Genomic DNA, 25,959 nt, shown 5'->3' with positions numbered 1-25,959 from the left:
GACTAAGATTATCATTCATCTAAACTGAAAGACGCTCGCTCCCAGGGCGAGTGCACCGGCAGCCTCGCAAAGCTGTGATGGCCCTGCTCCCGCCGCACTCGTCCTCGTGTATTGCAGCGCGAAAAGCGGCTGCCATCATGGACCCGTCGCAGGAACGGACTACGCTTCATGCTCGACCGCCGGAGATGGCTGATGGGTTCAGGTGCGCTGGCAGCAAGCCTCGCCGGCCGGCCCTTCCCCGCGCGCGCCGCCGAACCCGATGTCGTCGTGATCGGCGCCGGAGCCGCCGGGATCGCCGCGGCGAAGCAACTTCAGGCGGCAGGCCGTCAGGCCATCGTGCTCGAGGCGCGTGACCGCCTCGGCGGGCGCACCTTCACCGATTCGTCGCTGGGTCCGGCCTACGACGCCGGGGCGATGTTCATCCACTGGGCCGAGCGCAATCCCTGGACCGAGATCGCCCGCGACCTCGGCGTCGCGACCCCGAACGAAAGCTGGGGTGGCGGCTTCCAGCTCTTCCAGAGCGGCAAGCCGATGCCGGCGGGCGACCGGGCCCGGCGCCGCGGCGCCTTCGGTGAGATCGACAGGCGCCTGGAGACCACCGATTTGCAGGCGCGCGATCTCTCGGTCGCCGAATTGTTGAGCGACCTCGGGCCCGACCTCGCGCCCGTCGCCTCCTCCGGCCTGCTGCTCTCGATCGGCGAGGAATCGGCGCGCATCTCGGCGCGCGACTATCAGCGGCTCTGGTCCGGCGAGGACTATGTCGTGCCGAGCGGCTACGGCAATCTCGTAGCCCGCTACGGCGCCGGTCTCGACATCCGCCTGAACCAGCCCGTCACGGCGATCGACTGGAGCGGCTCGCGAGTCGCCGTCACCACCGCCGCGGGCACGCTCAAGGCGCGCGCCTGCATCGTCACCGTCCCGGTCGGCGTGCTGAAGGCCGGTGGGATCCGCTTCACGCCGGAGCTGCCGACGCGCACCCGCGACGCGCTCGCTGGCATCGGCATGGGCGCGCTCACCAAGATCGCGCTCAAGGTCGAGGGCGAACGCTTCGGCATCTCGCCAGGCACGACCTATTTTGAGGCCGGCGCGGCCGGGCGGCTGATCAGCTTCGAGCTCTTTCCGGACGACCGCGATCTCGTCATCGGCTATTGCGGCGGCGATTTCGCCCGCGACCTCTCGACCGCCGGTCCGGGCGCCGCCCGCGAGCAGGTCGTCGACCTTCTCGCTACAATGGTCGGCGGTGAATTCCGCAAGGCAGCCGGCCCCGTTTCCTTCCCGGCCTGGTGGACCGACCCGTTCTCGCACGGCTCCTATTCGGTCTGCCTGCCGGGCCACGCCAATGCACGCGACATCCTCGCCGAACCGATCGGCGGCAAGCTCTGGCTCGCCGGCGAAGCGACCGCCGGCGGCGGCGCGATGACCGCGGGCGGCGCAACCCTCGCCGGCCGCACCGCCGCGGCGGCTGTGGCGCGCCTCAAGGCCTGAAGGACTCCCTCGATCCGAGACCAGCTCTGGCTCGCACAAGGCTTGCCCGAACCGGCCAGTCTTTGCCACCATGGCGGTGCTGGGGATCGAAGCGGAGCCTGATGATGCGTCTGTCGCTCATTCTGGCCGGCGCCCTGCTGGCCTCCCCGGCGCTTGCCGCTGGGCCGTACGCGAAATTCTCGGTCGGCAACTGGGCCGGCGGCGCCTTCACCAACAACCAGACCGGTGCGTTTTCGCACTGCGCCGTTTCGGCGAGCTACAAGAGCGGCGTCACCATGCACGCCTCGCTCAACGGCAATTACGGCTGGAACCTCGGCTTCTCCAACCGGGCCTGGGGTCTGCAGCCGAACGCCGACGTGCCGATGGAACTGGTCTTCGACCGCAACGACACGGTCCGCATCAACGCGAAGGCAGTGCAGCCGCAGCTCGTCGTCGTCACCATGCCGGCGAATTCCGACATCGTCCGCGCCTTCCGGGGCGCCGAGTTCCTCGAAGCCAGCATGCTCGGGGCGCGCTATACCTTTCGCCTCACAGCAACCGCCGAGATCATGCCGGCGCTGCTCGACTGCGTGAAGACCAATGCCGGCCTGAAGGTTGCGCCCGGGAGCCCGGCGCCGGCACAAGGCGGCGGCACGACCACGGCCGCCGCGGCCGATCCGGCGCTCCAGCTCGAAGCGGTGACGCTCGCGACCAATTTCCTGCTCAAGACGCAATTGCCCGAGCCGAAGGTGCTGAGCGGAGCGGAGGCGCCTTCCGGCATCGGCAACAATGGCGCCGGCTGGCAGGCCAAGAACGCGACCGGCCTCGTGCGCGTCCTGACCGGCGCGAACCTGAAGGATGTCGATGTCGCGGCCGCGGTCTCCGCGGCCGATGCGCGCGGCTGCCAGGGCAGGTTCGCCTCGGGCCGGACGACCGACACGGTCGAGGGCAGCTCCGTGCTGCGCGGTTTCTCCTCCTGCGAGAATGGCGGCGATGCCCGCTATTCCGAGTTCTACGTGCTGCCGCGCAAGCAGGGCGGCTTCGTGATGTTCTCGGTGGTGACGACGGGAGACGGTTCGCTGCACCAGCAGCGCCGCGCCGATTTCCAGCGGGCGGCGCTGACCTCGGTGCAATGACGCCCGCGGTGACGGCCTTCCTCGCCAGCTTCTGGCGCTTCGACGGACGCCTCGCCAGGCTCGCCTATGCGCTGCGCTGCGTCGTGGCCATCGCCTTCTTCCTGGTCCTGCTGATACTGGGCGCAGATGCCTTCGGCCTGACCGTGGCCGAAGAATCCGGCGCGTTCTTCTTCGTCGAACCAATCCCCAACACCGTCCTGACAGTGCTATTCTGCTGGGTGATGTTCGCACTCCCCGCGCAGCGCGTGCGAGACATGGGCCTTCCAGTCCTGCCGATCATCGCAGCATTGATCGCGCTCGAGCTGCGCGAGAACTTCGTCCTGCCCGGCATGACCGATGCGCGTCTGCCGGCCCCGCTTGAGGCCATGACGCCGCTCGGCGGCATTCTCTCGATCGCTGCGCTGCTTTGGTTGTTCGCCTGGCCGAGCGCTAGAGATCGCGCTCCCAATTCTGCCCGACCAGATCCTTCCCGAAGGAATGGTGCTTCTCCTCCGCCACCAGCCTGAAGCCCTCGGCGATATAGATGGCGCGGGCGGCGTGCAGGATGTCGTTGGTCCATAGCACCATGCGGCGATAGCCGGCAGCGCGGGCGAAGGCGAGCGCCTCGCGCACCAGGCGCTTGCCCAGGCCGAGCCCCTGCGCCCGCGTCTCGACCAGCACGAGCCGGAGCTTCGCCACCTCGTCGCTCTCGCGCACGACGAAGGCCGACCCAACCGCCGCGCCGTCGAGCTCGGCGATGAAGCAGCGTTCCTGTTCCGGCCGGAACTCGCGCAGGAACTTCGCCGCGATCTCGGCGACGAGTGCCTCGAAGCTGATGTCCCAGCCATAGACCTCCGCATAGAGCCGGGCGTGGGCCGAGATCACCCAGCCGATATCGCCGGGGCGGTGCTCGCGGATCGTCACCGCAGGCTGCGGGCTGGCGGCGCCCGACAGCAGCGCCTGCGCACGATCGAGCGCGGTGACGAGCACCGCCTGCTCGCCCCTTCCCAGGCGGGACAGGATCGTGTTGGCCTGATGGTGCGAAGCCTCGTCCAGCGGCGCGAAGGCCGTCCGCCCGGCTTCGGTCAGCGCGAGCTCATAGGCCCGGCCATCGCCATCCGCCTTCGCCCGCTCCAGCCAGCCCAAGTCAATGAAGCGCTTCAGCAGGCGCGAGAGATAGGCCGGGTCGAGCCCGAGTTCGCGCGCCAGCTCGCCGGCGCGCCAGCCGTCGCGCTGCGCCAGCTCGTAGAGTACCCGCCCCTCGGTCAGCCCGAAGCCAGAGCCGTGCAGATCGCCGCTAAGCGCGCCGACGAAGCGGGTATGGAAGCGGCCGAAGCGGCGGATCGTCGCGATGGCGGGTGTGTCGACGGCGGACATGGCTGGCCTCCTCATCCGGGGTGAGAAGCGCTAGTTAATGGACAGAGTCAACTAAATTATCATACCCCTCGAAGCGCCCCATTCACCACCCCTTAACTCGAGAAGCGCCCAATCAAGGGCTCGGCAGACGTGATGAGTTCCAGTGCGATGCAGGTCGATCTTCTGGCCGGAGCCGGCTATGCCGCGCCGATGCTGCCCTTGCGAATCCCGACTATCCTCGTCTTCGATTCCGGCCTCGGTGGATTGACCGTGCTGCGCGAGGTCATGCGCCAGCGTCCTGACGCCGACATCGTCTACGCCGCCGACGACGCCGCCTTCCCCTATGGCCGCCTCGACGAGCCCGCGCTGGTCGCACGCGTCCTCGCCGTGATGGAGCGCCTCGTCGACCGTTTCCATCCCGATCTCGTCGTCATCGCCTGCAACACCGCCTCGACGCTGGTGCTGCCGGCCCTGCGCGCCCGCTTCGCCATTCCCTTCGTCGGCACCGTCCCGGCGGTGAAGCCGGCAGCGGAGCGCACCCGCAGCCGCCTGATCTCAGTCCTGGCGACGCCAGGCACCGTCGCCCGCGATTACACCCGCGACCTGATCGAGCACTATGCCGCCGGCTGCGAGGTCACCCTGGTGGGGGCCAGCCACCTCGCCGGCCTGGCGGAAGCTGCGCTGAAGGGCGAGCCGGTCAGCGACACGGACATCGCCGCCGAGATCGCGCCTTGCTTCGTCAGCCGCGACGGTCGCCGCACCGACGTGGTAACGCTCGCCTGCACCCACTACCCCCTGCTGCTGGCGCGCCTGCAGCGCCTGGCGCCCTGGCCGGTCGAGTGGATCGACCCCGCCCCGGCGATCGCGCGGCGCACGGCGCAACTGCTCGGCCCGGCACAGATCCGTCCGGACCCCGCGATGACCGTCGCCGTTTTCACGGACGGCTCGCGCCTTTCCGGCCCGGCCCATATCGCGCTGGCCGGCTTCGGCCTGGCACGGATCGAGACCGAGCCGCTGCCGCTCGCAATCTGACCATATTTTGGAACTGTTCTGATCTGGGAGCGTTCACGACGCCACCGGTCATAATGGGAGAGTGCCATGAAGAAGCTGGTCCTGGCCGCCGTCCTCGGGCTCGGCGCCATGCTGTTCGGGTTCGGCGGCATCGACGATGCACAGGCCAAGCCGAAGGGCTGGCACAAGCACAAGGGTCACCATTACGGCCACAGCTACGGCCCACGCCGTCACCATGGCTGGAATCGTGGCCGCCATCTCGGCTGGTACAAGCATCCGCACCATCGGCGCGCCTACTGGCGTTATTGACGCCGGCTCATTGACTTCCAGCGCCGCATCCCTCATAGGCACCGGCGTCGCGCGGCTCCTCACGGGGCCGCGTGGCTTTTTCCGCACCCGTGATCCGCTCGTCTTCTCGAGCCGGATCTGTCGCCCCGGAGACGGGGACAGGAGGGCGCGGTCCTCAACTCGCGAACCTAGAGGACACGCGATATGTCGAAGCGCCATGAGGCAAAGTACAAGATTGACCGCCGCCTCGGTCAGAACATCTGGGGCCGTCCGAAGTCCCCGGTCAACCGCCGCGAATACGGCCCCGGCCAGCACGGCCAGCGCCGCAAGGGCAAGCCGTCCGACTTCGGCACCCAGCTGCGCGCCAAGCAGAAGCTGAAGGGCTATTACGGCTCGATCTCCGAGAAGCAGTTCCGCCGCTATTACGCCGAGGCGATCCGCCTCAAGGGCGATTCGGGCGAGAACCTGGTCGGCCTGCTCGAGCGTCGTCTCGACGCGGTGATCTACCGCGCCAAGTTTGTCGCGACCGTCTTCGCCGCCCGCCAGTTCGTCAACCATGGCCATGTCACGGTCAACGGCAAGCGCGTCAACATCGCGTCCTACCAGGTCAAGCCGGGCGACGTGATCGCGGTCAAGGAGAGCTCGCGCCAGCTCGCCATCGTGATCGAGGCCGCCACCCTCGCCGAGCGTGACGTGCCCGACTACATCGACGCCGACCACAACAAGTCGACCGCCACCTTCACCCGCACGCCCACCCTGACGGACGTGCCCTATGCGGTGCAGATGGAACCGAACCTGGTCATCGAGTTCTACTCGCGCTGATCAGGACAGCTGGGGTGGTTTCCACCCTGTCTTCCGAAGAGTTTTGAGGAGAGGGCTTTGCCCTCTCCTTTTTTGTTTGTGCCCGGCACCGGCCTCAGCGATCGGCGCTCCCGACGCCACCCCAGGCCGGGTGGCCAGCAGGATCCTGGGCCCAGAAGGCGATGTCGTCGAACAGGATCGTCTGGCTGACGCCGGGCAGCGCATCGCGATAGATGCCGAAGCGCGGCTGCGTGTCGATAAACGGCTTGCCGTCCTTCTTCGTGCCATAGCGCGGATAGCCGAGCACGCCGCGGAACTCCGGGCAGGCTCGCCCGTCGAGCCAGAGCCGCAGGCGGCTCTCGCCAGCCTGCTGGCTCGGCCGGATCATGACGTTGACGCGATGCCAACGATCCGGCGCGACCGGCCAGTCACCGCAGAACTGGGCCTGGCCGACGCTGTCGCCACAGCTTTCAGTTCCCGCCGTCTTGGCCCGGAACACCGGCCTGCCGCCATCGGAATCGACCTCGATCTTGAACAGCGGGTTGCCGGCGTCGCAGATTTCCTCGCCGCCCCGGCCCTTCTCGTAGCGCAGGTCGATGTTCTGCTTGATCTGCTGGATCACGGTCCGGTTGCGCCGCGGCGACCACGGGCTCTCGACACGAAAGCGAAAGCTGTACCAGCTCGTAGCGTCGAAACGGATCAGCTCGGCTGTCATCTGGACCTCCGACCGTTCGGTCGGCGTCGAACCGGGATTGGGGTCGTAGGCGTCGCCGGGCTTCACCGTGATGGCCAGCGCCGGTTTCTCCTGCCCGGCGCGCTCCGCATCGACGCAACGGATGCGATCGGCCCGGACCGCCTTGTCGAGCTGGCCCGAAATCTTCCAGTCCCGGGAATCCAGGCATCCGGCCGAAAAGCTCGCCTGGAAGGCGGGCGCCGGGCCATCTGCGAGACCGCTGGCTGGAGCAAGCGCCAATCCGAAGAGAAACGCCGCAGCTGCGAGACTGCGGCCTTGCGCGATTGGCTTCATCCGTCATCGCCCATCATGATCCGAAGCGACTTTACCCGTATTACCGCGACGGCCAATCCCCTTAACGTCAATGTCGCGTTCGAGCCGAACGCACAAAATTCTTAGCCGCCTGCACCCGCACTGCGACCCTGTCGGATATGCCCTACACGGTGCAGATGGAACCGAACCTGGTCATCGAGTTCCACTCGCGCTGATTCACGATCACAGCCGGAGCGCGCAAGCCTCTGGCGGGATTCATGGAAAGGGCGGTCCGCAAGGGCCGCCTTTTTTGCTGAGCGCACACGCTTGCATTCTGGCTGTTGAGCCTTCGCTCCGGCCCGCCTACGCTCCCTGGCGTGACCTCTATCCCTCCCGCCTGGACGCATCTTCAGCCCGGCTCTCTCAAGGCGCTCCTGGAGCCGCCCGGCAGGGTCCCGCAGGCGCTCCGCCTCACGCCCTATAACGTCCGCATCGAGGCCGCCCTTCAGGTCCCGATGGTCCACGCCGCGAGGCTCCTGCTGGAGCTTGCCGTGGAGAAAGGCGGGCTTGTCCTCACGCCTGCCGGTGCTTTGAAGCGTGCCGATGTCTGGCACGTCTTCGACCGCACGGAATGGCCGGGCTACGACAAGGCCACCACGCTCGCGATGAACAAGGTCATCAACGAAGATGACGCCTACGGGGTCCTTTTCACGAGGATCGTGCTGCAGGCTGCGGGGCTCTTGAGAAAGCGCCTGGGAGTCCTGAAGGCGACCAAGCGGGGCAAGGCGATGCTTCCTCCTGAAGCGGCCCCTGCCCTGCTGGCTGAACTGTTCGAGGCGGTGTTCTGGAAGGTGAACCTTCAGGACTTCGACAGGAATCCCATCGAGTTCTGGCCGCAGCACCACATGGGCGTGATCCTCTGGAGCCTGTCGGTGACGGCGCATGGCTGGTCGAACGCGGAGAGCCTGATGGAGTCCTGCACGATCATGGACACGCTCGACAAGGTGCCGAGGCCCGACCTCCCCGAGTTCGCCATGATGTCACGCGTTCTGCGCCCCCTGACATGGCTGGGGGTCTTCGAAAGCCGAAAGCAGGCAAGGCACTCCGGCCGCGGGTTCGATGAGGATTTCCGGAAAGTGCCGCTGTTCGGGCAGTTGCTGGAGTTCGAGGTGGAGATGCAGGGGGCGGAGGGGGCGCGGCATTGAGTGCTGACGTGGCCCGCACGACAAGCATAACTCGCCAAGAACCGCCGTTTCCCAATCACCCGTAAGACCCCGGACGGTTTCGACCATGAGGCACCAGCTAACCGGCAACGCAGGGCTTTATCACGTCGCACGAGAACTCTCGCGGCGTGGCTGGCACGTCATGCCGACCGTGCGAAACGCAAGAGGCGCTGACCTCTATGCGGCGAGCGCTGATGAGTCCCGCGTTCTGGCTATCCAATCAAAGGCGCTGTCAAAACGAGTTCCCGTCCCGCTAGGGGGCTCTCTCGATACCCTACGCTCACCCTGGTGGGTCATCACGATCAACGCCAACTCCGACTTGCCGACGTGTTTTGTCCTCACTTTGGAGGAGGTAAAGGCCGCTGCGCACGAGGGCGTGAACTCAAACGGCAAGCTGTCGTACTGGCTCCAGCCGAAAGTCTACGCAGTGGACATCTACCGGGAAGCATGGAACCGGCTAGGAAGCCCGTAGCTCGCCCGTTAAATCCCGTGACTGACTTTCGCGATGGTTCTTGGCAAAAAATATCAGAACCTTCCCCTCTCCGGCAGATTCCCGATTTGCCCCATGGCCCTCGCATTTCCTGTAGGCAGACATCGCGCACGCTGCCGGAGGGGGTCAGACGGTTTGTTGAGCGGCACCAAGCCTTCTCAGCTCCTCGATGCAGCTATCAAGCTCTGCCCTCAGCTTCTCGGCTGCCTGGAGGTCGAAGTTGATGAAGTTGTTCGGCCGACCCTCTTCTCCGGCATAGGCATCAGCTTTGATTTTCGCGCCGACATAGAGGCGACCGTCCAGCCCCCGTTTGACACGCCATTGCAGATGGCCATCAGCGGTCTGTCCCCGCACCTGCTGGGCCTCGACTAAAACATCGCCCATCGCGGCGTTTAGCGATGGCGACTTGGAAACCGCTCTCTTCATCCAATCGAACACTGTGTTTCCCCAACAGCCAATGCAGGCCACAACCTACTGTAGCCCGTAGGTTCCCTGAAGAGCCTCTTGCCGCTACAGGTCGGGAGCGCACAGGGCATTGTCGGAAGGCCGGCACTGGCCCAGCCCGAAGGATTGCTAGCCGTTCTAGCCGCTCGCCTCGTCATCCTTTTGAATACCATCGGCAGTGTAGGTGCACGTGAAGTAGCCCTCCTCCCAATGATCTCGTCCGACCGTGTAGCGGTCTATGATGAACCCCTCCGGCGCATCACGGAAACCCGGAAGGACAATCGCACGTTGCCGCGCCAGCTCCGCGTCCGCCTCGGTCGCGTAGATACCAATGAGCTTCTGGTCCTCCTCATCGTCTCCGAGGTCGTGCGTATGCCAAAGCAGGTAGACGGTGGTCATGGTCGTTGTCCCTATCAGCGGTGAGCCTGCCGCTCGGTTGTGCTACGGCCACACCACTCCTTGGGTCCAACAGGTCGAGCGGTATCGACCTAGCCAGAGCGAGCTTGCGGCAGTCCTTATAGGCAGACATGTTGCCCTCATGGCGCATTTCGTACCGACAGAAGCGCAGCGAGCCGACATTCTGAAGAGCTTCACGCGGGTCGGGCCTGACAAGGCGATAGGTTATCTGCCAATGTCCACGGTCCTGAAAATCCTCCAACTAACCATTCCCGCTGTTGAGCGTGATTTCGCAAGCAGCGACCGCGTTGTGCTCGCGCTCAGCCCCAACGAATGCTGCATCGACGGCGGGGCTGTGTACGTCTTCGACCAGCGGGCGCTTGCTGAGCTGTTACGCAACTCGGGTGCTTTGCTAGCCAGCCTTGGGTGGCCAGCCGAGAACGAGGGGTTCGTCCGCAAGATCGCCGCTGTGTGGCTGACGGCGGATCACCCGCTGATCAGTCTAGTGCGTGAAGCCTTTGGCGACGCGCGCGCTTGATAGCGTCACATCAGGATTCCCCCAGAGTGACGCACTCGTGGTGCCAGCGCGTCCTTTAATCGCTCGTACTACTCTCCCAGGTCGCATGGGTGACGCCAGGCAGGCGCTCGATGCGCTCGACCACGGCGTCGAGTTCCTTGCGCTCGACGGCCGTGCTGATCAGCGTCGCGACGATCTCGATCGCCTCTTCGCCACGCTCGACCGTCTTGACGTCGCCGACCGGATAATTCGCCTGCTCGAGCAGCTCGACCATCGCCTCGCGCACGGCGGGCAGCGCCTCGGGATCGGTGGTGACCACGACCTCATAGGTCGCCTCGGACGCCTTCTCGTTGATCGGGCTGCGGTTGATCGCGTTGACCAGCGGCCGCAGCAAGGTGTTGCCGGCGATGACGAAGACGGTGACCAGAGCGCCCTCCGCCACCATGTCGGCGCCGGTGCAGGCGCCGACCGCAGCGGCGCACCAGAGCGTCGCGGCGGTGTTGAGGCCGCGGACGTTCATGCCCTCCTTCATGATCACGCCGGCGCCCAAAAAACCGATGCCGGAGACCACATAGGAAACGACGCGCACCGCCTCATGTGCGCCTGCCATGCGCATGGCGAGATCGACGAAAGCGGCCGAGCCGACAGCGACCAGCACAGTGGTGCGCAGGCCCGCCGTGCGCTGCCGATACTGGCGCTCGGCCCCGATCAGCGCGCCGAGCACGAAGGCGGCCAGCAGGCTGATGACCGAATCGAGGAACGGGTAGAGATCGAAGGTCTGGATGAAGCGCATGCGCCTGCCCCCGTAACGGCAGCGCGCTTCCAACCGCCGCAGCCCGCCCGGCTATAGCGAGCGGGATGTGACGGTTCAATGAAAACGGCCGGACTTGCGTCCGGCCGTCCGAGATATCGCTGTCCTGGGGCTCAGCCGCGATCGTCGTCGTCATGCCCGCGGTCTCGCCAGCGGCGCTGTCCGCGGTCGTCGTCGCGATCGCGATCGCCGCCGCGGCCATGCCATTCCATCCCGCGGCCGCGCATCTCGCGCATCCGCTCGCGCCCTTCGGACATCGTCTGGCGCACGGCCCGGCGCGCCACGGTCTTCTGCTCGTCCGAGAGCGTCGACCAGAGCGGGCGCACCGCGTCTGCCATCTCCTTGCTGCGGATTGCCCGCTCGGCCTGGCGGTTCGCCATCATGTCGAGCCGCTCCATGATGTCGGCGTCGCGGAAGCTCTCGCGCTGGTCGCGCATCTTGGCAAAGCTTTCGCGGCGCTGCTCGGCATTGCGCTTGATCAGCGCCTCGACCTTCTCGAAGGCCGGCACCTGCTCAGGCTTCAGCTTGAGGTCGGTGCGCAACTGGGCGAGGCGCTCGTTCATCCGGGCAGTGGCGCGCTCGGCCTGGCGCTGACGCCATTCCTCGCCCCGCTCGGCGCGGTCGCCGCGTGGCTCGCTCTGCTGCTGCGCCGGCGGAGTGCTGCCCGGTGCGGGCGGGATCGGTTGCGGTTGGGCGATCGCCAGCGTCGCCGCGACGGCCGCGGCGCTGGAGGCGACGATGAGGGCGATGCGTTTCATGCGAGGTCTCCGAAGTGTGGTCTTAAACAACGGGTCGCTTTGCGGGTCTCGAAGCCGGGTCGCGATATCGCCACGGTGCCGGAACCGGCCTGACCCGGCCATGGCGCGCGCATGACAAGATCGTAATGTCGGCATGACGCGCCGGCGAGCGCGAAGTTCCGACCAGATCGCCGCACAGCGCCGAATCGGCGCACCATGCGACCGAGCGGTTTGCTCATCCCCAACCGGCAGCGAGTTCCACCGTGCGCAATCTCATCACCGATGTTCGTGGCGTTCTCGTGGGCAACGCTGAGGATGCCGCTGCCGCGACCGGCGTCACCGTCGCGCTGTTCGAGCGGCCGAGCATCGCCTCCGTCGCCGTGCTCGGCGGCGCGCCCGGCACGCGCGACACCGCGCTGCTCGAACCGGGCATGACGGTCGAGCATGTCGACGGCATCGTCTTGTCCGGCGGCTCGATCTGGGGCCTGGCCGCCGCCGATGGCGCACTGAGCTGGCTCGCCCGGGAGGGGCGAGGCTTCCCGATCGGTGGCTACCGCGTGCCGATCGTGCCGCAGGCGATCCTGTTCGATCTCGCCAATGGCGGCGACAAACCCTTCGCCCGCGGCGACGGCGAGGCGCCCTATCGCGCGCTCGCCACGAAGGCCTGTACCGCCGCGGCAGCCGAGTTCGCGCTCGGCAGCGTCGGTGCCGGCCACGGCGCGACCACGGTCAATCTCAAGGGCGGGCTCGGCTCGGCCAGCGCGGTTGCCGCGACCGGCCAGATCGTCGGCGCGCTGGTCGCGGTCAACGCCGTCGGCTCGGCGACGATCGGCGATAGCCCGCATTTCTGGGCGAGCCCTTACGAGCACGGCGGCGAATTCGGCGGCCGCGGCTGGCCGGCGACAATTTCGCCCGAGGATCTCGCTTTGCGCTTCAAGGGCGGCCCCGGTGCCAACACCACCATCGCCCTCGTCGCGACCGACGCCGTGCTGACCAAGGCCCAGGCCAAGCGCATGGCACTCTGCGCCCATGACGGGCTCGCCCGGGCGCTTCGGCCCGTGCACGCCCCATTGGACGGTGATGTCGTCTTCGCCGCCGCGACCGGCCATAGCGGCGCCCCGTCCGACGCCTATGCCCTGACCGAGCTCTGCGCGACCGCCGCCGACGTGCTGGCGCGCGCGGTGGCGCGGGCGGTATATTGCGCCAGCGCCCTGCCCTTTCCGGGTGCACGGCCGGCCTGGCGCGACAGGTTCGGTGCATAGGCCGGCCGCTTGAGCCGCCACGACGCGAGGGAGCGAGCCGATGGCCAGCGTCCGCTATTTCGTGACTGATGTCGACGAAGCCGTGCGCTTCTATGTCGACCGGCTCGGCTTTGCGCTGAGACAGCAATTCGGCCCGGCGATGGCGATCCTCGAACGTAGCGATCTGACGCTCTGGCTCGCGGGTCCCGGGGCATCCGCTTCACGGCCGATGCCGGACGGGCACAAGCCTATTCCCGGCGGCTGGAACCGCTTCGTCATCGAGGTGGAAGATCTCGCAGGGCTCGTGGAGACCCTACACCGCAAGAGCGTACCTTTCCGCAACGAGATCGTGGTTGGGCCTGGCGGCAAGCAGATCCTGTGCGAGGATCCGTCGGGCAATGTGATCGAGCTCTTCGAGCCAGCCTGATCATTGCGGCGCGCGACTGAGCGGCAGCGCCGCTCGCACCGACCCCAGGAAGCGGGAGGGCTCGCGCCCTCCCGCCATCGTCATCGGTTGTCGGTCTGCGCGCGGACGGCGAGCCGCCCCTGCCGCGAGATCCGATAAGGGCCGCCCTGGCGCGACTCGATCAGGTGTTTTCGTCTGAGCCCGCCGAAGATGGCGAGCGTGCAATCGCTCAGGATGTAGCCTTCATGGGTGAAGCAGTCGATGTGATGGATGCGGCCGTTCTCGCCGCGAAGATGGCGGATTTGTCCGCCACGGGCCAGCACGTGCAGCACGCGCTGCTCGCCCCGCGAAATGTTCATGTTGGTAGAGCCTGTGCATGGAACCATGACAAGCGCAGCGGTGAAGGGGCCTCGCAGGCCTCATTTCACCTCGCGCTGGGTCTGGTCTCGCCTCAGCGAAACCTCACCGGGTTCCCACAGTCTCCAACATAAAACCCTCATGCACCTCGCGCGGACGCATCGCGTCCGGGGTGGAGGCGTTTAAGCGAGCCCCCGCCCCGCGTCAATGATCGGAGGAGGCGTGTTCAGTCGAAGCCGGTTTCGCAGCCGCCCCCGGATGCGCTATGCAGCCGGCATGTCGACCGATGATTTCCTCGCCCGCTTCGGCGCCGCCGGCCAGCGCCAGCCCGATCCCGTCGCCGCCGCCCAGCAGGCGATGCGTAACCCGCTGCCCAAGCGCTTCTACGAGAAGGCCGAGGCGCTGGAGCGCGACGGGCTGTTCCATGTCGCGCTCGACGGTCGCACCGCCCGCACCCCGGCCCGCAAGCCGCTGGCCGTCGCCTCCCGTGCCGTCGCCGATGCGCTCGCGGACGAATGGCAGGCGCAGCAAGGGCAGATCGATCCGGCCCGCATGCCGCTGACCCGGCTGGTCAACTCGGCGCTCGACGGCGTCGCCGATCAGGGCGAAGCCGTCCGCGCCGAGATCGTCCGCTATGCCGGCAGCGATGCGCTCTGCTACCGCGCCGGCGAGCCGGAAGCGCTGGTCGAGCGGCAGGATGAGGTCTGGAACCCGCTCATCGCAGCACTGGAAGAGCGCCTCGGCGGCCGTTTCATGATGGCGCAGGGCGTGGTCTTCGCCGAGCAGCCGCAGGCCGTGCTCGACGCGGTGGCCAGGCGTGTCGCCGCGATCCACTCCTCGGTCGCGCTCGCCGGCGCCCACAACGTCATGACCCTGACCGGCTCGACCATCCTGATGCTCGCCCTCACTGAGCGGCTGATCGATGCCGAGGCCGCCTGGACCGCCGCCCATCTCGACGAGGACTACCAGATCGGCATCTGGGGCCAGGACGAGGAAGCGGCCGAGCGCCGCGTCATCCGCCGCAAAGAATATGACGCCGCCGTCATGCTGCTGATGAAAGGCTAGCCGCCATGTTTCCCGGCGCGCCCAAGGCCGACAACCCGTCCGACTATGTCGCTCAGCTCGACGGCTGGCGGCTGGCGGCGGTCGAGGCTTTGCGCATGGCGGTGAAGGCCGCCGCCCCGCTCGAAGAGCGGATCAAGTGGACGCATCTGGTCTACTTCTCGAACGGTCCGGTGCTGCTGATCCGAGCCGAGGCCGAGCGCGTGCTCTTCGGCTTCTGGCGCGGCAAGCGGCTGCGCCAGATCGAGCCGAAGCTGAAGCCGGGCGGCAAGTTCGAGCTCGCCACCATGGTGCTACGCGAGGGCGACGCGGTCGATCCGGCCGTCGCAGCCGAGCTGGTGCGCGCCGCGGTCGCGCTCAACCGCGAGCTCGGCGACCCGAGCAAGCCGAGCGTGTGATTACGCTGCCGGCGGCGGCTCGGTCATGATCCGGTCGATCAGCCCCCATTCCAGCGCTTCCTCCGCCGTCATGAAGCGATCCCGGTCGAGTGCGCGCTCGACCTCTTCCTCGCTCCGCCCGCAATGCTCGGCATAGAGCCGGATCATGCGGAGCTTCGTCTTCTGGATCTCCTCGGCATGGATCAGGATGTCCGAGGCTTGGCCCTGAGCCCCACCGAGCGGCTGATGAACATGCAGGCTGGCATTGGGCAGCGCCGCGCGCTCGCCCGGCTCGCCCGCCATCAGCAGGAATGAGCCCATCGAGCGCGCCGTGCCCATGCAGAGCGTGTGCACCGGTGAGCGGATGTAGCGCATCGTGTCGTAGATCGCGAAGCCGCTGGTGACCACGCCGCCCGGCGAGTTGATGTAGAAATGGATCGGCCGTTTCGGGTTCTCGGCCTCGAGGAAGAGCAGCTGGGCACAGATCAGCGACGCCGACCCGTCATTGACCTCCCCGCTGAGGAAGACGATCCGCTCGCGCAGCAAGCGCGAATAGATGTCGAAGGATCGTTCTCCGCGAGTCGACTGTTCGACGACCATAGGGACGAGCTGCATCGTGCCGTGCATCGACGACCTCCTCTGTTCGGGAATGTTGGTGACTAGGCTTGTGGGCTTGGCCCGCGCCGTCAGGCGGCGCGCAGCATGAGCGGCTGGTTGCTGTTCGCAGGCGACGGCAGCTGACCCAGCCTTGCATCGGTCAACTGGTGGATGATGCGCAGCTCGGTCCCATCTGCATTGGGCGTGAGCTGGAAGGTCACGACGCTTTCGAGGAAAGGCGGCTCCTCGTCCCTCAGCCGGTAGCGCACCTCCTCCCCAGGTACGGAAGAGAGCGCTTCGACCTCGGCCGGCAGCCATCTCTCGCGGAATGCGGGAATGCTGAGCGCCCGCCAGACCTTCTCGGGAGGAGCATCGAGCTGATACGCGAAGACCAGCTGCTTCGTCCGATCCTGTGTCTCGATCTCGCTCATTGGTCCATGTCCCGCAGCAGATCCTTGAGAGCATCGACGCGCGCTGGCCAGTAGGCCCGGTATTTCGTCAGCCATTGCGCGATCAAGGCGAGTCCGTCCGGGTCGACCTCGTAATTCACGAAGCGCCCCTGCCGTTCCTCCCGCACCAGCCGCGCCGTGCGCAGCACCGCAAGGTGCTGCGACATCGCCGGCTGGCTGATCGCAATGCCATCCCGCAGCGCGCTGGCGTTCATGCCGCCGGCCGCGAGCTTCTCGAAGATCGCCCGGCGGGTCGGATCGGCCAGCGCTTTGAAGATGTCCTGCTCCATGCACAACACATAAGCATACACTTATTTGACTCGCAAGCCCGTACAGCAGGCGCCGTGAGCAGGCCGCGCACGCGGTCGCACCCGGCCTTGCACCAAAGCGGGAGGCGCGCCCGATGGACAGCCACGCCTTCCGCCCTTAAGCCGGATAGCGGATTTTGACAGGCTTCCGGGGGCTCCATGAAGGACATTCTCGAACAGCTCGAAGACCGCCGCGCTGGCGCGCGCCAAGGCGGCGGCGAGCGTCGCATCGAGGCGCAGCACAAGCGCGGCAAACTCACTGCCCGCGAGCGCGTCGAACTCCTGCTCGATCGCGACTCCTTCGAGGAGTTCGACATGTTCGTGCAGCATCGCTGCGTCGATTTCGGCATGGAGAAGGGCGAGAAGATCCCCGGCGACGGCGTCGTCACCGGCTGGGGCACGGTCAACGGCCGCACCGTCTTCGTCTTCTCCAAGGACTTCACCGTCTTCGGCGGCTCGCTCTCCGAGACGCACGCCCAGAAGATCACCAAGATTCAGGACATGGCACTGAAGATGCGTGCCCCGATCGTCGGCATCTTCGACGCCGGCGGCGCCCGCATCCAGGAAGGCGTCGCGGCGCTCGGCGGCTATGGCGAGGTCTTCAAGCGGAACGTCCAAGCCTCCGGCGTCATCCCGCAGATCTCGGTGATCATGGGCCCCTGCGCCGGCGGCGACGTCTATTCGCCGGCGATGACCGACTTCATCTTCATGGTCCGCGACACCAGCTACATGTTCGTGACCGGCCCGGAGGTGGTGAAGACCGTCACCAATGAGACCGTGACCTCCGAGGAGCTCGGCGGCGCCAAGGTCCATACCAGCAAGTCCTCGGTCGCCGACGGCTCGTTCGAGAACGATGTCGAGGCGCTGCTGCAGGTCCGCCGGCTGATCGACTTCCTGCCCGCCAACAACACCGTCGGCGTGCCGGAATGGCCCTCATTCGACGTGCCCGATCGCGTCGACATGAGCCTCGACACGCTGGTGCCGGACAATCCGAACAAGCCCTACGACATCAAGGAATTGATCCTGAAGATCGTCGACGAGGGCGATTTCTTCGAGATCCAGCAGGCCTATGCCGGCAACATCGTCACCGGCTTCGCCCGCATCGAGGGCCGCACCGTCGGCATCGTCGCCAACCAGCCGATGGTGCTGGCCGGCGTGCTCGACTCGGACGCCAGCCGCAAGGGCGCGCGTTTCGTGCGCTATTGCGACGCCTTCGAGATCCCGATCGTCACCTTGGTCGACGTTCCCGGCTTCCTGCCGGGCACGGCGCAGGAATATGGCGGCCTGATCAAGCACGGCGCCAAGCTGCTCTTCGCCTATAGCGAATGCACCGTGCCGCTGGTCACGGTGATCACCCGAAAGGCCTTCGGCGGCGCCTATGACGTGATGGCCTCCAAGCATATCGGCGCCGACGTCAACTACGCCTGGCCAACGGCGCAGATTGCGGTGATGGGCGCCAAGGGCGCGGTCGAGATCATCTTCCGCGGCATGGACGCGGATGGCATCGCCGCCAAGACGAAGGAATACGAGGACCGCTTCATGTCCCCCTTCGTCGCGGCCGAACGCGGCTATGTCGACGAGGTGATCATGCCGCATTCGACGAGGCGGCGGGTCGCGCGTGCGTTGGCGATGCTGCGCACCAAGAGCGTCGAGCGGCCCTGGCGCAAGCACGACAACATCCCGCTCTGAGCGGGATTTCGACGCCGGGGCCGCATCACATCAGCCCCGGCAGTTCCGCCGCCAGCGCGTCGATCGCGACGCGGATTTTCGGCGGCAGATGTGGCGTCTGCAGCCAGAGCGCATGTACGTCATAGGGTAGCCGCCCCTCGCCCTCTAGCAATTCGACGAGCGCGCCGGCTTGCAGGCGCTCGCGCACGAGCCATGATGGCAACCAGGCGAGGCCCATGCCGAGCGCGGCCGCATCCGCGATCGCCTCGAGATCGTCGAGCCGCAGCCTGTGACGCGGCATAACTTCGGTTGGTGGCTCGCCCTCGCGCGGGAACAGCCAGGGGCGCACGCGTCCGGAGCGGCGATAGACCACCGCGTCATGGCCCGTGAGATCGGCAAGCTGCGTCGGCGTTCCGTGGCGCGCGAGATAGGACGGCGCGGCGCAGATGATCATGCGCTGGCGGGCGACGCGGCGCGTCACGAGGTTCGTCGCATCCTGGAGTTCGCCGGTGCGGATGGCGAGGTCGTGGCCGCCTTCCGCGAGATCGACGAAGCTGTCGCCGAAGGCGAGGTCGAGCTCCAGTTGCGGATGGCGGCGTGCGAGGCCCAGCAGGATTGGCATGACACAGCGCCGGCCGAACAGCACCGGCAGCGCCACCCGGAGCTTGCCGCGCGGCTCCCCCAATTGGTCGGCGGCGAGCGCATCAGCCGCCTCGGCCTCGGCGAGAACAGTCCGGCAGCGTTCGTAATAGGCACGCCCGAACTCGGTCAGGCTCTGCCGCCGCGTCGTGCGATTGAGCAAACGCATGCCAAGGCGCTCCTCCAGGAAGCGGACATGCTTGCCGACCATCGGCGCTGAGAGGTCGAGCGCCGCCGCGGCCGCGGCGAAGGAGCCGAGATCGACCGCCCTGACGAACACGGCCATGCTGGTGAGGCGATCTATCATTCGAAATCAATGGTTCTGATTGTCGATCATGAGCCACAATTTATCGCAAGCGACGCGACATCCATAGCTCATTCACTCACACTGATTTGGATTTAGAGCATGGCACGCATCGTCCGCTTTCACCGCCATGGCGGCCCCGAGGTCCTGACCATCGAGGAGGTCGCGGTCGCGCCTCCCGGCCCCGGCCAAGTCCAGATCCGGACCAGGGCACTCGGCCTCAACCGGGCCGAAGCCTTGTTCCGCTCGGGGAATTATATCGAGCAGGCGCACTTTCCCTCGGGACTCGGTCTCGAAGCCGCCGGCCTGATCGAGAGCCTCGGCGACGGCGTCGAAGGTCTCTCGCCCGGCGACGCCGTCAGCCTGGTGCCGCCGCGCTCGATGGTGCGCTGGCCGGTCCATGGCGAACTCGTCACCGTCCCCGCCGAGCTCGTGGTCAAGCACCCGCCGACACTCGGCTGGGTGGCGGCGGCGGCCAGCTGGATGCAGTATCTGACGGCTTATGGCGCGCTGATCGACGTCGCCCGCCTCAGCCGCGGCAAGTTCGTCGTCATCACGGCGGCGTCGAGCAGTGTCGGCCTCGCGGCGATCCAGATCGCCAACCGGATCGGCGCGATCCCGGTCGCGGTGACCCGGACTAGGCGCAAGGCTCAGGCGCTGCGCGGGGCCGGCGCCGCCCATGTCGTCGCATCGAGCGAAGAAGACGTCCAAGCCCGCCTGAAGGAGATCGCCGGCGAGGACGGCATCAGGGTGGTGCTCGACGCCGTCGGCGGCCCAACCTTCCTGGCGCTGACCGCGTCGATGATGCGCGGCGGCATCCTGATCAACTATGGCGGCCAGAGCACGGAGGCGACGCCCTTCCCGCTCTTCAACGTGCTGAGCAAGAACCTGACGCTGCGCGGCTACCTCGTCCACGAGATCACCGGCGATACAGAACGCCTCGCCGCCGCCAAGACCTTCATTCTCGACGGGCTGAGCGATGGCTCGTTGAAGCCGATCATCGCCCGCACCTTCCCGTTCGAGGAGATCGTCGAGGCACATCGCTACCTCGAATCGAACGAGCAGTTCGGCAAGGTCGTGCTGACGCTCTGAGGGCGCTCAGGCCCAGCGCCTGAACACCGCGCTCGCATTCACGCCGCCGAAGCCGAAGCCGTTCGAGATGGCGTGCTCCATCGCGAGCGGCCGCGCCACCTTCGCGACGAGATCGAGCCCCGCCGCCTCCTCGTCCGGGTTTTCGAGATTGAGTGTCGGCGGCGCGATCTGGTCGCGCAAAGCGAGGATGGTGAAGACCGCTTCGAGGCCGCCGGCCGCGCCGAGCAGATGGCCGGTCGCCGATTTCGTCGCGCTGATCGCGATGCCACCGTCACTGCCGAACAGGGCTTTCACCGCCGCCAGCTCGCCGCGATCACCGACCGGTGTCGAGGTCGAATGGGCGTTGAGATGGCGGACATCACCGGGCTTCAGGCCTGCCTGCTTCAGCGCCGTCTCCATCGCCCGGCGCGCGCCCGAGCCGTCCTCGGGGCCGGAGGTGATGTGATAGGCGTCGGCGCTGGTGCCGTAGCCGGTCAGCTCAGCCAGAATTGTCGCGCCGCGCGCCTGCGCATGCTCCAGCGCCTCGATCACCAGCAGTCCCGCGCCCTCGCCCATGACGAAGCCGTCGCGGTCGCGGTCGAACGGACGCGAGGCCTTCTCCGGCTCGTCGTTGAAGCCGGTCGAGAGCGCACGCGCCGCGGCGAAGCCGCCGAGCGCGACGAGATCGACGCAGGCCTCGCTGCCGCCGCAGAGCGCGATGTCGGCCTCTCCAGCCCGGATCATGCGCGCCGCGTCGCCGATCGCCTGCACGCCGGCGGCGCAGGCCGTGACCGGCGCGCCCATCGGCCCCTTGAGGCCATGCTCGATCGAGACCTGGCCGGCAGCGAGATTGACCAGGAAGGAGGGGATCGTGAACGGCGAGAGCCGGCGCACGCCGCGCTGGTCGGTGATCCGCACCGCCTCGGCGATCGCCGGGAAGCCGCCGATGCCCGACGCGATCACCGTCGCGGTCCGCTCGCGCTCAGCCTCGCTCTGCGGCCGCCAGCCGGCCTGGGCCAGCGCCTCCTTGGCGGCAACCAGCGCGAACTGGATGAAGCGATCCATCTTGCGCTGGTCCTTCGGCGCAATCGCGACATCCGGATCGAAGCCGCCCTCATTGTCCTCTGCCTTGCTCGGAACGACGCCTGCGACCTTGGCCGGCAAGGTCTCGGCGATCGCGTCGGGCAGGCGGCGCAGGCCCGAGCGGCCGGCGAGCAGGCGCTGCCAGGCGAGTTCGGCCCCGCAGCCCAAGGGCGAGACGACTCCCAGTCCGGTGACGACGATGCGACGCATGGAAAGCTCCTAGTTCGATCTGGCTCGGGTGGCTGCATGGCGCGCAGCGAGGCGCTCGCGCAGGTCGGTACTCGCGCGCGGCCCGGCGACGACGCTGGCGCTTTCTGCTGTGACCGGCTGCAAGGTTGCCGCATCGACAACGATCGGCAGAATCGGCCGCCCCGTCCCGCGCTCCGCCAGCAGCAGCGAGGCGCCCTCGGGCGCGAGATGCCGGTTCGCGAAGCCGATCAGTGCCACCACGACCGGAAAGAAATCCCGCCCCTTCTCGGTCAGGATGTACTCGTAGCGCTTCGGCCGCTCGCTGTAGAGCAGCCGCTCGAACAGCCCGCTCTCGGTGAGATGCTTCAGCCGACGCGCCAGCATGTTCGGCGCGATCCCGAGACTGCGCTCGAAATCATCGAAGCGGGTCAGCCCCTGCAGCGCATCGCGCAGGATCAATATGCTCCACCACTCGCCGACGGTTTCGACCGCGCGGGCGCATGGGCATTCGGCAAGCGGGGCGAGCTTGGGCTGCATGGCCTCTGCCCGCTACCGCAGTTACTATCTTTTTGCAAGCAACTACCGGGCGACGGCCAGCCTTCACCGCGTGCCGCTAGTGTTTCTCGCAGGCGTACCCGCGCCGGTCAGAGCCCCCGACAACAGCGCTGCCGCCCCGGCGAGCCCATCGCCACCGCCGGTCACCACCGTATTCGGCACGAGACGGCCGACGAGGGCTACCAGCTCCGGCTTCTTCTCCAGCGTCGCCAAGACCTTCTCCAGCGCCTGCAGGTAAGCGACGCGGTCCTGGCCGAGGACATTGGCCTGCGCGTTCTGGCCCTTGGCCAGTTCTTCCAGATAGCCGCGCTCGGCCTGGCCCAGGAGCTGGCGCTCCTTCTGGCGCTGTTCGGCGACCTGGACGCCGATCTGCGCAGCGACGAACTCGCGCTGCTGGTCGGCGCGGGCACGGGCCGCCTCGGTGTCGAGGCGGACCTTCTGCGCCTCGGTCTCGCGGGAATAGGCGCGAGAGAGCTGCTCGGCGAGTTGCTCGCGCAGGCGCGAGACCAGCAATTCGGGCGGAATCGACGGCTCGCCCATCCGGACTTCCTTGATCTCGATGCCCGCCTTGCGCCCTTCGATGCGGATCTGCTGCTCGATCGTGCTCTCCAGCGCATCGCGATTGTCGATCAGGTCGAGCACGCGGGTTGGCCGCGTCTGAAATTGGCCGGGCGCAAGTTCGCCGGTGGCATTGCGGACCGGAACCCGGATCGAGGAGCCCGCGACATTGCGCACGATCGAGCGGATCGTCGGCGTCAGGATGCGGTCCTCGATCTGCTCGAGGCCGCCGACGCCACCGACCACGACCGGCGCATTCTCCGGCGGCACCTGGACGACGACGCGCAGTTCGACCGGGATGTCCCAGCCCTCGATCTTGACGAAGATCGCCTGGTCGGCCGCTTCCTTCGGCGTGGGTTGTTCGACGAAGCGCTCGACCTGGCGGATGCGGCCTTGGTCGTCGACAGAGAGATCGATGATGCGCTTGCGGAAGCCGCCCTTGTACTCCCAGGTCTGCACGCGGGTGTCGACCTGCGTCATCTCATAGGCCTGATGATTGAGATAATAGGCGCCCGGCAGGAGCACGGACCGCCAGATGCCGACGCAACCCGAGGGCACCACCGGCACGACGATGGCGTCGGACGTATCGGCCGTCTGCACCTTCTCCTCGCGGCAGGCGACGCCCGGCGCCGCAACGTTCGACTTGATCACCCCGACGAAGCCGGCCGGTACGATGCTGGCCACGGTCCGGTTGTTGATCTCGACATCGAAGAGATAGCGGTTGAGCCGGTAGACGCCGGGCTTCAGCACGGTCTCCTGCGCGCCGCGAAAGCCGCCGGTGGTCAGGAAAGTGCGCCCGTCGAGCATGCCCGCGACCTTGTCGTCGGGAATCGCCGGCGCCATGAACACGCCCGATGGCAAAGCCAGCCCGTCCTTGGCGACGAGCCGGCCATAGCTGCCGTTCGGCACCGTGACCAAATCGAGCTGCTCTGCCTGATAGAGCACGTTGACGAAGGGGATGAAGTGGAAGCCAGGGCCGAGCACATCGGCCTGCGGCCCCTTCTGGCCGTCGATCGCGATGATCTTGCCGGTCGGCAGGTCCGAGCCGCCATAGATGCGCCTGAGATGACCCGTGTCGTTCGGCCCGACCACGACATAGGAGGTCGAGGCGAACAGGAAGAGCGCGACCAGCACAGCACCGATAGCGGCGGCATTGAAGCCGGTCCCACGTTTCAGCGCCTGCCCCTCCCGCCCGGCGATGACCGCGTTCGGATCTCCGCTCCGCGCGAGAAAAGCGAAGACAATGGCGAGCAGCACTGCCAGGAGCGTCAGGATCAGGATCAGCATGGGCGCGATCGCTTCCTTACGAAGGGATCGGCAAGGGATCGCTGCCCTGACGCTTAGTCAAGTGGATTCGCGTGCTTAGCCAGCGCTGGCCGATACTTCCGCTGGAGCGAGGTTAATCCAGCGTGCTCCTGAACCGCATCAGCGCGATGCCGGCATAGAGCGGCACGAAGACCGAAAGGTAGAACGCTTCCGTGCCGATATCGCCGAGGCCGGCGCCCTTCAGCATGATCGCGCGGACCACGCGCAGGAAATGCGTCAGCGGGAAGATCTCGCCGAGCCACTGCGCCCAGAGCGGCATGCCGGCATAGGGGAACATGAAGCCCGACAGAAGCAGCGAGGGCAGGAAGAAGAAAAAGGTCAGCTGCATCGCCTGCAGCTGGGTGCGCGCCATGGTCGAGATCGTGTAGCCGAGCAGAACCAGCGCCAGCACGAAGATGGTCACGCAGGTCAGGAGCAGCGCCAGGCTGCCGAGGAACGGCACACCGAACAGCAGCTTCGCCGCCGAGAGCACCACCGCGACCTGGACGCTGCCGACGGCAAGATATGGCAAGACCTTGCCGAGCATGATCTCGCCCGGCGTCGCCGGCATGGCGAGCAGGTTCTCCATGGTGCCGCGTTCGATCTCGCGGGTCAGCGCCATCGCCGTCATCATCACCATGGTCATCTGCAGGATGACGCCGAGCAGGCCGGGCACGATGTTGTACTGGGTGACGCCCTCCGGATTGTAGCGCCGGTGCACCACGAAGGAGAGCGCACTATCGCTCTGCTCGCGCTTCAGCTCGTCAGTGCCGAGCGCCCGCGTCAGCGCCCGGCTGGCGATGGTCTGCAGCGCGCCGACCGCGTTGCTGGAGGCGGCCGGGTCGGTCGCGTCGGCCTCGACCAGGATGCGCGGCTCGTCGCCGCGCTCGACGCGCATGCCGAAATCGCTGGGAATGGTGACGAGGAAGGAGATCGCGCCGCGCGCCATCAGGCTCTCGGCTTCGGCCACGCTCTCAGGGCGCTTGCCGAAGCGGTAATAGCCGGAGACTTCGAGCGCCGCGACGACGGAACGGGTGTAGCGATCCTGCCCCAGCGCCAGAACCGCCGCCGGCAAGCCCTTGGGATCGTTGTTGATCGCATAGCCGAACAGCAGCAGCTGGACGATCGGCACCACCAGCATCATCGCGAAGGTGATGCGGTCGCGCCGCATCTGCACGAACTCCTTGGCCAGCACGGCGCCAAGCCGGCCGGGCGAGAAGCGAGCTGCCAAAGCCGTCGCGCTCATGCTGCCCTCCCTTCCGCCTGCGCCTTCGCCATGAACTGGATGAAGACGTCCTCCAGGCTGGTCGCGTCCGGCTCGATACGGATGCCGGGGCGATCCTTCAGATGTGCCAGCGCCGCTTGCAGCTTCTCCTTGTCGGTGCCGACGACATGCAGCGTCGTCCCGAAAGGCGCGACCTGTTCGACGCCATTGGTCTTCGCGAGCTCGGCGATCTCGGCCGGCTTCAGTGCGCCATGGACGACATAGGTCGAGAGGCCCGAGCCCTTCACCACCTCGTCGACCGTCCCGGTCGCCAGCATCCTGCCATAGGCGATGTAGCCGATGCGGTGGCAGCGCTCGGCCTCGTCCATGTAATGGGTCGAGACCAGCACGGTCAGCCCGTCGCCGGCGAGCCGATGGATCTCGTCCCAGAACTCGCGCCGCGCCTTGGGGTCGACGCCGGCGGTCGGCTCGTCGAGCAAAAGCAGCTTCGGCTGGTGCATGATGCAGGCGGCGAGCGCCAGCCGCTGCTTCCAGCCGCCCGAGAGCGTGCCGGCGAGCTGGTCCTTGCGCGAGGTCAGGCCGAGATTGTCGAGCGTGCGCGCCACCGCCTCGTCGACCGGCTTCAGCGCATAGAGCCTAGCGACGAAAGTCAGGTTCTCCTCAATCGTCAAATCCTCGTAGAACGAGAATTTCTGGGTCATGTAGCCGACCTGGAGCTTGATCTGCGCACTCTGCGTGCGGACATCCAAGCCCAGCACGGTACCCTCGCCGGCATCAGGGGTGAGCAAACCGCAGATCAGCCGGATTGTCGTGGTCTTGCCGGAACCGTTGGGCCCAAGGAAGCCGACGATCTCGCCCTGCCGGACGGTCAAGTCGACATTGTCGACAACGGTGCGCTTGCCGAAGCGCTTGGTCATCCCGCGGACG

30 protein-coding genes are annotated in these 25,959 nt (G+C 66.9%); 14 read left to right on the top strand and 16 right to left on the bottom strand.

Features of this window, described 5'->3' with window-relative positions:
* Positions 1-192: 192 nt before the first annotated feature.
* From ACSQ3M_RS00420 to ACSQ3M_RS00410, 3 genes are all read left to right on the top strand, one after another.
* Complete coding sequence (locus tag ACSQ3M_RS00420) at positions 193-1,485, top strand: flavin monoamine oxidase family protein (RefSeq protein ID WP_436148118.1); 1,293 nt, start codon at positions 193-195, stop codon at positions 1,483-1,485.
* 104 nt (positions 1,486-1,589) lie between these two features.
* Positions 1,590-2,600, top strand: a complete 1,011-nt coding sequence (locus ACSQ3M_RS00415; RefSeq protein ID WP_436148117.1) for a hypothetical protein — start codon at positions 1,590-1,592, stop codon at positions 2,598-2,600.
* A gap of 8 nt (positions 2,601-2,608) precedes the next feature.
* Complete coding sequence (locus ACSQ3M_RS00410) at positions 2,609-3,106, top strand: DUF805 domain-containing protein (RefSeq protein WP_436148116.1); 498 nt, start codon at positions 2,609-2,611, stop codon at positions 3,104-3,106.
* On the opposite strand, the gene ACSQ3M_RS00405 is transcribed toward ACSQ3M_RS00410, so the two are convergent.
* On the bottom strand, positions 3,030-3,956 hold the full coding sequence (locus ACSQ3M_RS00405; RefSeq protein WP_436148115.1) for a bifunctional helix-turn-helix transcriptional regulator/GNAT family N-acetyltransferase: 927 nt from the start codon (positions 3,954-3,956) through the stop codon (positions 3,030-3,032). The genes ACSQ3M_RS00410 and ACSQ3M_RS00405 overlap by 77 nt on opposite strands.
* Before the next feature lie 147 nt (positions 3,957-4,103).
* Between ACSQ3M_RS00405 and murI the strand changes: the two genes are divergently transcribed.
* The 3 genes from murI (at position 4,104) to rpsD (ending at position 6,056) form a co-directional block, all read left to right on the top strand.
* Positions 4,104-4,967 carry a glutamate racemase gene (gene murI, locus ACSQ3M_RS00400; protein WP_436149261.1) on the top strand — a complete coding sequence of 288 codons (864 nt, stop codon included), beginning with the start codon at positions 4,104-4,106 and terminating at the stop codon, positions 4,965-4,967.
* Positions 4,968-5,033: 66 nt separating this feature from the next.
* Positions 5,034-5,255 carry a hypothetical protein gene (locus ACSQ3M_RS00395; RefSeq protein WP_436148114.1) on the top strand — a complete coding sequence of 74 codons (222 nt, stop codon included), beginning with the start codon at positions 5,034-5,036 and terminating at the stop codon, positions 5,253-5,255.
* A gap of 183 nt (positions 5,256-5,438) precedes the next feature.
* Complete coding sequence (gene rpsD, locus ACSQ3M_RS00390) at positions 5,439-6,056, top strand: 30S ribosomal protein S4 (RefSeq protein WP_129154899.1); 618 nt, start codon at positions 5,439-5,441, stop codon at positions 6,054-6,056.
* 94 nt (positions 6,057-6,150) lie between these two features.
* On the opposite strand, the gene ACSQ3M_RS00385 is transcribed toward rpsD, so the two are convergent.
* A complete protein-coding gene (locus ACSQ3M_RS00385; RefSeq protein WP_436148113.1) occupies positions 6,151-7,062 on the bottom strand; it encodes a heparin lyase I family protein in 912 nt (303 codons plus the stop codon).
* 335 nt (positions 7,063-7,397) lie between these two features.
* Between ACSQ3M_RS00385 and ACSQ3M_RS00380 the strand changes: the two genes are divergently transcribed.
* The gene (locus tag ACSQ3M_RS00380) at positions 7,398-8,225 is read left to right on the top strand and encodes a hypothetical protein (protein WP_436148112.1); all 828 of its coding nucleotides are present in this window, start codon (positions 7,398-7,400) and stop codon (positions 8,223-8,225) included.
* Between the two features lie 634 nt (positions 8,226-8,859).
* On the opposite strand, the gene ACSQ3M_RS00375 is transcribed toward ACSQ3M_RS00380, so the two are convergent.
* Positions 8,860-9,171: a hypothetical protein gene (locus tag ACSQ3M_RS00375; protein ID WP_436148111.1), complete on the bottom strand. Its 312-nt coding sequence runs from the start codon at positions 9,169-9,171 to the stop codon at positions 8,860-8,862.
* 144 nt (positions 9,172-9,315) lie between these two features.
* Positions 9,316-9,576 (bottom strand): DUF7336 domain-containing protein, encoded by a 261-nt coding sequence (locus tag ACSQ3M_RS00370; protein ID WP_436148110.1) that lies wholly within the window; start codon positions 9,574-9,576, stop codon positions 9,316-9,318.
* A 139-nt stretch (positions 9,577-9,715) separates the two neighbouring features.
* Here ACSQ3M_RS00370 and ACSQ3M_RS00365 point away from each other — a divergent pair, with 139 nt between their 5' ends.
* Positions 9,716-10,111, top strand: a complete 396-nt coding sequence (locus tag ACSQ3M_RS00365; RefSeq protein ID WP_436148109.1) for a hypothetical protein — start codon at positions 9,716-9,718, stop codon at positions 10,109-10,111.
* Between the two features lie 55 nt (positions 10,112-10,166).
* Here the strand turns inward: ACSQ3M_RS00365 and ACSQ3M_RS00360 are convergent, their stop codons facing one another.
* Positions 10,167-10,883 carry an MgtC/SapB family protein gene (locus ACSQ3M_RS00360; protein WP_436148108.1) on the bottom strand — a complete coding sequence of 239 codons (717 nt, stop codon included), beginning with the start codon at positions 10,881-10,883 and terminating at the stop codon, positions 10,167-10,169.
* Positions 10,884-11,014: 131 nt separating this feature from the next.
* The gene (locus tag ACSQ3M_RS00355) at positions 11,015-11,659 is read right to left on the bottom strand and encodes a Spy/CpxP family protein refolding chaperone (protein ID WP_436148107.1); all 645 of its coding nucleotides are present in this window, start codon (positions 11,657-11,659) and stop codon (positions 11,015-11,017) included.
* A 242-nt stretch (positions 11,660-11,901) separates the two neighbouring features.
* Here ACSQ3M_RS00355 and ACSQ3M_RS00350 point away from each other — a divergent pair, with 242 nt between their 5' ends.
* Both ACSQ3M_RS00350 and ACSQ3M_RS00345 read left to right on the top strand, forming a co-directional pair.
* Positions 11,902-12,900, top strand: a complete 999-nt coding sequence (locus ACSQ3M_RS00350; protein ID WP_436148106.1) for a P1 family peptidase — start codon at positions 11,902-11,904, stop codon at positions 12,898-12,900.
* 40 nt (positions 12,901-12,940) lie between these two features.
* Positions 12,941-13,306, top strand: a complete 366-nt coding sequence (locus ACSQ3M_RS00345; protein ID WP_436148105.1) for a VOC family protein — start codon at positions 12,941-12,943, stop codon at positions 13,304-13,306.
* An 80-nt stretch (positions 13,307-13,386) separates the two neighbouring features.
* On the opposite strand, the gene ACSQ3M_RS00340 is transcribed toward ACSQ3M_RS00345, so the two are convergent.
* Positions 13,387-13,644 (bottom strand): YjhX family toxin, encoded by a 258-nt coding sequence (locus tag ACSQ3M_RS00340; RefSeq protein WP_436148104.1) that lies wholly within the window; start codon positions 13,642-13,644, stop codon positions 13,387-13,389.
* A 274-nt stretch (positions 13,645-13,918) separates the two neighbouring features.
* Here ACSQ3M_RS00340 and ACSQ3M_RS00335 point away from each other — a divergent pair, with 274 nt between their 5' ends.
* Together ACSQ3M_RS00335 and ACSQ3M_RS00330 are read left to right on the top strand one after the other, a co-directional pair.
* Positions 13,919-14,707, top strand: coding sequence for an ATP12 family chaperone protein (locus ACSQ3M_RS00335; RefSeq protein ID WP_436148103.1), 789 nt, complete (start codon positions 13,919-13,921; stop codon positions 14,705-14,707).
* 5 nt (positions 14,708-14,712) lie between these two features.
* Positions 14,713-15,102 (top strand): DUF1801 domain-containing protein, encoded by a 390-nt coding sequence (locus ACSQ3M_RS00330; protein ID WP_436148102.1) that lies wholly within the window; start codon positions 14,713-14,715, stop codon positions 15,100-15,102.
* On the opposite strand, the gene ACSQ3M_RS00325 is transcribed toward ACSQ3M_RS00330, so the two are convergent.
* Genes ACSQ3M_RS00325 through ACSQ3M_RS00315 form a run of 3 tightly spaced genes read right to left on the bottom strand, consistent with a single transcriptional unit; the run spans position 15,103 to position 16,417 of the window.
* Positions 15,103-15,708: an ATP-dependent Clp protease proteolytic subunit gene (locus ACSQ3M_RS00325; protein WP_436148101.1), complete on the bottom strand. Its 606-nt coding sequence runs from the start codon at positions 15,706-15,708 to the stop codon at positions 15,103-15,105.
* A 59-nt stretch (positions 15,709-15,767) separates the two neighbouring features.
* Positions 15,768-16,109: an SRPBCC family protein gene (locus tag ACSQ3M_RS00320; protein ID WP_436148100.1), complete on the bottom strand. Its 342-nt coding sequence runs from the start codon at positions 16,107-16,109 to the stop codon at positions 15,768-15,770.
* Entirely contained in the window at positions 16,106-16,417 is a 312-nt protein-coding gene (locus ACSQ3M_RS00315; protein ID WP_436148099.1) for an ArsR/SmtB family transcription factor, read from the bottom strand. Before ACSQ3M_RS00315 ends, ACSQ3M_RS00320 begins: the two co-directional genes overlap by 4 nt.
* Before the next feature lie 177 nt (positions 16,418-16,594).
* On the opposite strand from ACSQ3M_RS00315, the gene ACSQ3M_RS00310 reads away from it, so the two are divergent.
* Entirely contained in the window at positions 16,595-18,124 is a 1,530-nt protein-coding gene (locus ACSQ3M_RS00310) for an acyl-CoA carboxylase subunit beta (protein WP_436148098.1), read from the top strand.
* Positions 18,125-18,149: 25 nt separating this feature from the next.
* Here the strand turns inward: ACSQ3M_RS00310 and ACSQ3M_RS00305 are convergent, their stop codons facing one another.
* Entirely contained in the window at positions 18,150-19,046 is an 897-nt protein-coding gene (locus ACSQ3M_RS00305) for a LysR family transcriptional regulator (protein ID WP_436149260.1), read from the bottom strand.
* A 102-nt stretch (positions 19,047-19,148) separates the two neighbouring features.
* Here ACSQ3M_RS00305 and ACSQ3M_RS00300 point away from each other — a divergent pair, with 102 nt between their 5' ends.
* A complete protein-coding gene (locus tag ACSQ3M_RS00300) occupies positions 19,149-20,138 on the top strand; it encodes a zinc-dependent alcohol dehydrogenase family protein (protein ID WP_436148097.1) in 990 nt (329 codons plus the stop codon).
* 6 nt (positions 20,139-20,144) lie between these two features.
* Here ACSQ3M_RS00300 and fabF read toward each other — a convergent pair whose 3' ends face one another.
* The 5 genes from fabF to ACSQ3M_RS00275 form a co-directional block, all read right to left on the bottom strand.
* Positions 20,145-21,410, bottom strand: a complete 1,266-nt coding sequence (fabF, locus tag ACSQ3M_RS00295) for a beta-ketoacyl-ACP synthase II (RefSeq protein WP_436148096.1) — start codon at positions 21,408-21,410, stop codon at positions 20,145-20,147.
* Between the two features lie 9 nt (positions 21,411-21,419).
* Positions 21,420-21,926: a winged helix-turn-helix transcriptional regulator gene (locus ACSQ3M_RS00290; RefSeq protein WP_436148095.1), complete on the bottom strand. Its 507-nt coding sequence runs from the start codon at positions 21,924-21,926 to the stop codon at positions 21,420-21,422.
* A 63-nt stretch (positions 21,927-21,989) separates the two neighbouring features.
* Positions 21,990-23,789 (bottom strand): SPFH domain-containing protein, encoded by a 1,800-nt coding sequence (locus ACSQ3M_RS00285; protein WP_436148094.1) that lies wholly within the window; start codon positions 23,787-23,789, stop codon positions 21,990-21,992.
* A 112-nt stretch (positions 23,790-23,901) separates the two neighbouring features.
* Positions 23,902-25,053 carry an ABC transporter permease gene (locus tag ACSQ3M_RS00280; protein WP_436148093.1) on the bottom strand — a complete coding sequence of 384 codons (1,152 nt, stop codon included), beginning with the start codon at positions 25,051-25,053 and terminating at the stop codon, positions 23,902-23,904.
* On the bottom strand, positions 25,050-25,949 hold the full coding sequence (locus tag ACSQ3M_RS00275; RefSeq protein ID WP_436149259.1) for an ATP-binding cassette domain-containing protein: 900 nt from the start codon (positions 25,947-25,949) through the stop codon (positions 25,050-25,052). The genes ACSQ3M_RS00280 and ACSQ3M_RS00275 overlap by 4 nt, the downstream gene beginning before the upstream one ends.
* Between the last annotated feature and the right edge of the window lie 10 nt (positions 25,950-25,959).

Origin of the sequence: Allobosea sp. LjRoot90 (assembly GCF_964254315.1) — a bacterium.
Taxonomy (GTDB): Bacteria; Pseudomonadota; Alphaproteobacteria; order Rhizobiales; family Beijerinckiaceae; genus Allobosea.
Note: the sequence above shows the minus strand (reverse complement) of the source record. Positions and strands in the feature narration are given on the sequence as shown.

Bases quoted from the DNA above. Each gene is read 5' to 3' on its own strand.
- ACSQ3M_RS00345 (WP_436148105.1), top strand. From the start codon at position 12,941: ATGGCCAGCGTCCGCTATTTCGTGACTGATGTCGACGAAGCCGTGCGC.
- ACSQ3M_RS00340 (WP_436148104.1), bottom strand. From the start codon at position 13,644: ATGAACATTTCGCGGGGCGAGCAGCGCGTGCTGCACGTGCTGGCCCGT.
- ACSQ3M_RS00285 (WP_436148094.1), bottom strand. From the start codon at position 23,789: ATGCTGATCCTGATCCTGACGCTCCTGGCAGTGCTGCTCGCCATTGTC.
- rpsD (WP_129154899.1), top strand. From the start codon at position 5,439: ATGTCGAAGCGCCATGAGGCAAAGTACAAGATTGACCGCCGCCTCGGT.
- ACSQ3M_RS00395 (WP_436148114.1), top strand. From the start codon at position 5,034: ATGAAGAAGCTGGTCCTGGCCGCCGTCCTCGGGCTCGGCGCCATGCTG.
- ACSQ3M_RS00280 (WP_436148093.1), bottom strand. From the start codon at position 25,053: ATGAGCGCGACGGCTTTGGCAGCTCGCTTCTCGCCCGGCCGGCTTGGC.
- ACSQ3M_RS00275 (WP_436149259.1), bottom strand. From the start codon at position 25,949: ATGACCAAGCGCTTCGGCAAGCGCACCGTTGTCGACAATGTCGACTTG.
- fabF (WP_436148096.1), bottom strand. From the start codon at position 21,410: ATGCGTCGCATCGTCGTCACCGGACTGGGAGTCGTCTCGCCCTTGGGC.
- ACSQ3M_RS00365 (WP_436148109.1), top strand. From the start codon at position 9,716: ATGGCGCATTTCGTACCGACAGAAGCGCAGCGAGCCGACATTCTGAAG.
- ACSQ3M_RS00315 (WP_436148099.1), bottom strand. From the start codon at position 16,417: ATGGAGCAGGACATCTTCAAAGCGCTGGCCGATCCGACCCGCCGGGCG.
- ACSQ3M_RS00330 (WP_436148102.1), top strand. From the start codon at position 14,713: ATGTTTCCCGGCGCGCCCAAGGCCGACAACCCGTCCGACTATGTCGCT.
- ACSQ3M_RS00405 (WP_436148115.1), bottom strand. From the start codon at position 3,956: ATGTCCGCCGTCGACACACCCGCCATCGCGACGATCCGCCGCTTCGGC.
- ACSQ3M_RS00310 (WP_436148098.1), top strand. From the start codon at position 16,595: ATGAAGGACATTCTCGAACAGCTCGAAGACCGCCGCGCTGGCGCGCGC.
- ACSQ3M_RS00335 (WP_436148103.1), top strand. From the start codon at position 13,919: ATGTCGACCGATGATTTCCTCGCCCGCTTCGGCGCCGCCGGCCAGCGC.
- ACSQ3M_RS00355 (WP_436148107.1), bottom strand. From the start codon at position 11,659: ATGAAACGCATCGCCCTCATCGTCGCCTCCAGCGCCGCGGCCGTCGCG.
- ACSQ3M_RS00325 (WP_436148101.1), bottom strand. From the start codon at position 15,708: ATGCACGGCACGATGCAGCTCGTCCCTATGGTCGTCGAACAGTCGACT.
- ACSQ3M_RS00300 (WP_436148097.1), top strand. From the start codon at position 19,149: ATGGCACGCATCGTCCGCTTTCACCGCCATGGCGGCCCCGAGGTCCTG.
- murI (WP_436149261.1), top strand. From the start codon at position 4,104: ATGCAGGTCGATCTTCTGGCCGGAGCCGGCTATGCCGCGCCGATGCTG.
- ACSQ3M_RS00370 (WP_436148110.1), bottom strand. From the start codon at position 9,576: ATGACCACCGTCTACCTGCTTTGGCATACGCACGACCTCGGAGACGAT.
- ACSQ3M_RS00415 (WP_436148117.1), top strand. From the start codon at position 1,590: ATGCGTCTGTCGCTCATTCTGGCCGGCGCCCTGCTGGCCTCCCCGGCG.
- ACSQ3M_RS00290 (WP_436148095.1), bottom strand. From the start codon at position 21,926: ATGCAGCCCAAGCTCGCCCCGCTTGCCGAATGCCCATGCGCCCGCGCG.
- ACSQ3M_RS00420 (WP_436148118.1), top strand. From the start codon at position 193: ATGGGTTCAGGTGCGCTGGCAGCAAGCCTCGCCGGCCGGCCCTTCCCC.
- ACSQ3M_RS00385 (WP_436148113.1), bottom strand. From the start codon at position 7,062: ATGAAGCCAATCGCGCAAGGCCGCAGTCTCGCAGCTGCGGCGTTTCTC.
- ACSQ3M_RS00320 (WP_436148100.1), bottom strand. From the start codon at position 16,109: ATGAGCGAGATCGAGACACAGGATCGGACGAAGCAGCTGGTCTTCGCG.
- ACSQ3M_RS00360 (WP_436148108.1), bottom strand. From the start codon at position 10,883: ATGCGCTTCATCCAGACCTTCGATCTCTACCCGTTCCTCGATTCGGTC.